The organism is Rathayibacter tritici (assembly GCF_002932875.1).
Lineage (GTDB): Bacteria > Actinomycetota > Actinomycetes > Actinomycetales > Microbacteriaceae > Rathayibacter > Rathayibacter tritici.
On record NZ_PSWS01000081.1, the window covers coordinates 1 to 3,588 of the forward strand.

Below are 3,588 nucleotides of genomic sequence, written 5' to 3' on the forward strand. Positions count from 1 at the left end.
GTTAAACAGCGATGGCCACCCATTTCTGGGTGGCCATCGTGAATGGTGTCCGGCGGTGTCCTACTCTCCCACAGGGTCCCCCCTGCAGTACCATCGGCGCTGAGAGTCTTAGCTTCCGGGTTCGGAATGTGACCGGGCGTTTCCCTCTCGCTATGGCCGCCGTAACCCTGGCGACACACACACCTCGCAGTGCATGGTCAAATCTGGGTTACACGCCGTGCGTGTCTTCAATTGTTCCGCAGCCGCCCCGAAGGACCGCGCGGGGTGCCCGTCTTCTGGGAACCACAAAGTGGACGCAAGCAATCTCTGACCACTCCTACCAGCCTTTACAACGGTATGAGTGTAGTGATTATCAAGTTATCGGCTTATTAGTACCGGTCAGCTCCGACAGTCTTTAGTCCTGTCTTCCACATCCGGCCTATCAACCCAGTCGTCTGGCTGGGAGCCTCTCCCCCGAAGGGATGGAAATCTCATCTCGAAGCCGGCTTCCCGCTTAGATGCTTTCAGCGGTTATCCGTTCCGAACGTAGCTAATCAGCGGTGCTCCTGGCGGAACAACTGACACACCAGAGGTTCGTCCATCCCGGTCCTCTCGTACTAGGGATAGATCTTCTCAAATTTCCTGCGCGCGCAGCGGATAGGGACCGAACTGTCTCACGACGTTCTAAACCCAGCTCGCGTACCGCTTTAATGGGCGAACAGCCCAACCCTTGGGACCTACTCCAGCCCCAGGATGCGACGAGCCGACATCGAGGTGCCAAACCATGCCGTCGATATGGACTCTTGGGCAAGATCAGCCTGTTATCCCCGAGGTACCTTTTATCCGTTGAGCGACAGCGCTTCCACAAGCCACTGCCGGATCACTAGTCCCGACTTTCGTCCCTGCTCGACTTGTCAGTCTCACAGTCAAGCTCCCTTGTGCACTTACACTCGCCACCTGATTGCCAACCAGGTTGAGGGAACCTTTGGGCGCCTCCGTTACTTTTTGGGAGGCAACCGCCCCAGTTAAACTACCCATCAGGCACTGTCCCTGAACCCGATTAGGGTCCGAAGTTAGATATCCAGAGTGACCAGAGTGGTATTTCAACAATGACTCCACGAACACTAGCGTGCCCGCTTCACAGTCTCCCACCTATCCTACACAAGCCACACCGAACACCAATACCAAACTATAGTAAAGGTCACGGGGTCTTTCCGTCCTGCTGCGCGTAACGAGCATCTTTACTCGTAATGCAATTTCGCCGAGTTCGCGGTTGAGACAGCTGGGAAGTCGTTACGCCATTCGTGCAGGTCGGAACTTACCCGACAAGGAATTTCGCTACCTTAGGATGGTTATAGTTACCACCGCCGTTTACTGGGGCTTAAATTCTCAGCTTCGCCGTGAGGCTAACCGTTCCTCTTAACCTTCCAGCACCGGGCAGGCGTCAGTCCGTATACATCGTCTTGCGACTTAGCACGGACCTGTGTTTTTAGTAAACAGTCGCTTCCCACTGGTCTCTGCGGCCATCGAACGCTCCCGGAGCAAGTCCGTTCACGCCTCAGGCCCCCCTTCTCCCGAAGTTACGGGGGCATTTTGCCGAGTTCCTTAACCACGATTCTCTCGATCTCCTTGGTATTCTCTACCTGACCACCTGAGTCGGTTTGGGGTACGGGCAGCTAGAACCTCGCGTCGATGCTTTTCTTGGCAGCATAGGATCACCGATTTCGACTTGCGTCTACCCATCAGATCTCAGGCTACATGAACGACGGATTTGCCTATCGTTCGCCCTACATCCTTAGACCGGGACAACCATCGCCCGGCTCGGCTACCTTCCTGCGTCACACCTGTTAATACGCTAAACGCACCAGCACGGGGTCGTACGCTAGGCCCAACGCTTCACCCCGAAGGGATCCATCACAGGGATTCAGATACTTAGCACTACTGGATTATCTTGGGCGGTTCTTCGCCGGTACGGGAATATCAACCCGTTGTCCATCGACTACGCCTGTCGGCCTCGCCTTAGGTCCCGACTTACCCAGGGAAGATTAGCTTGACCCTGGAACCCTTGGTCTTCCGGAGGACGGGTTTCTCACCCGTCTTTCGCTACTCATGCCTGCATTCTCACTCGTGTGGCGTCCACGGCTGGTTCACACCGCCGCTTCACTCGCCACACGACGCTCTCCTACCCATCAACACGGCTGGACCACGAAGGCCTACCACTAATGTCAATGCCACAACTTCGGTGGCGTGCTTGAGCCCCGTTACATTGTCGGCGCGGAATCACTTGACCAGTGAGCTATTACGCACTCTTTCAAGGGTGGCTGCTTCTAAGCCAACCTCCTGGTTGTCTGTGCAACTCCACATCCTTTCCCACTTAGCACGCGCTTAGGGACCTTAGTTGGTGGTCTGGGTTGTTTCCCTCTCGACTATGAAGCTTATCCCCCACAGTCTCACTGCTGCGCTCTCACTTACCGGCATTCGGAGTTTGGCTGACGTCAGTAAGCTTTTGGGCCCCATCGGCCATCCAGTAGCTCTACCTCCGGCAAGAAACACGCAACGCTGCACCTAAATGCATTTCGGAGAGAACCAGCTATCACGAAGTTTGATTGGCCTTTCACCCCTATCCACAGCTCATCCCCTCCATTTTCAACTGAAGTGGGTTCGGTCCTCCACGACGTCTTACCGTCGCTTCAACCTGGCCATGGATAGATCACTTCGCTTCGGGTCTAGACCCTGCGACTATAAACGCCCTATTCGGACTCGCTTTCGCTACGGCTGCCCCACACGGGTTAACCTCGCCACAGAGCACTAACTCGCAGGCTCATTCTTCAAAAGGCACGCCGTCACCCCAACAAGGAGGCTCCGACGGTTTGTAAGCAAACGGTTTCAGGTACTATTTCACTCCCCTCCCGGGGTACTTTTCACCTTTCCCTCACGGTACTTGTCCGCTATCGGTCATCTGGGAGTATTTAGGCTTATCAGGTGGTCCTGACAGATTCACACGGGATTTCTCGGGCCCCGTGCTACTTGGGATACTCTTCACGCCATAACACCATTTCGACTACGGGGCTCGCACCCACTCCGGCCAGGCATTCAAACCTGTTCGTCTATGATGCGCTGTAACGTTCCGTGCTCGGCAGAACACGACGAAAAGTCCCACAACCCCGACCATGCAACCCCTGCCGGGTATCACACATGACTCGGTTTAGCCTCTTCCGCGTTCGCTCGCCACTACTAACGGAATCACTGTTGTTTTCTCTTCCTGTGGGTACTGAGATGTTTCACTTCCCCACGTTCCCTCTACCCGCCCTATATATTCAGGCGGGAGTCACCAGGTCACCACAAGGGGCCTGGCGGGGTTTCCCCATTCGGAAATCCTCGGATCACAGCTCGTTTATCAGCTCCCCGAGGCTTATCGCAGATTACGACGTCCTTCTTCGGCTCCAGATGCCAAGGCATTCACCGTTTGCTCTTAAAAACTTGAAATCACATGAGTTTAAGAAACCACAAATCAACATGTCGCACACACAACCACCGCCAAGACCACCCGAAGGCACCCCAGCGAGCCCGCTCATCCAAGATTTGAAGTCCCGGATCAGAGCAGCGGGA

At 55.1% G+C, this 3,588-nt stretch carries 2 rRNA genes; both read right to left on the minus strand.

Annotated elements, in window-relative coordinates:
- Nucleotides 1–47 precede the first annotated feature (47 nt).
- Nucleotides 48–164 (minus strand): 5S ribosomal RNA (rrf, locus tag C5D07_RS15000).
- Between the two features lie 184 nt (nt 165–348).
- Nucleotides 349–3,465, minus strand: a 23S ribosomal RNA gene (locus C5D07_RS15005).
- Between the last annotated feature and the right edge of the window lie 123 nt (nt 3,466–3,588).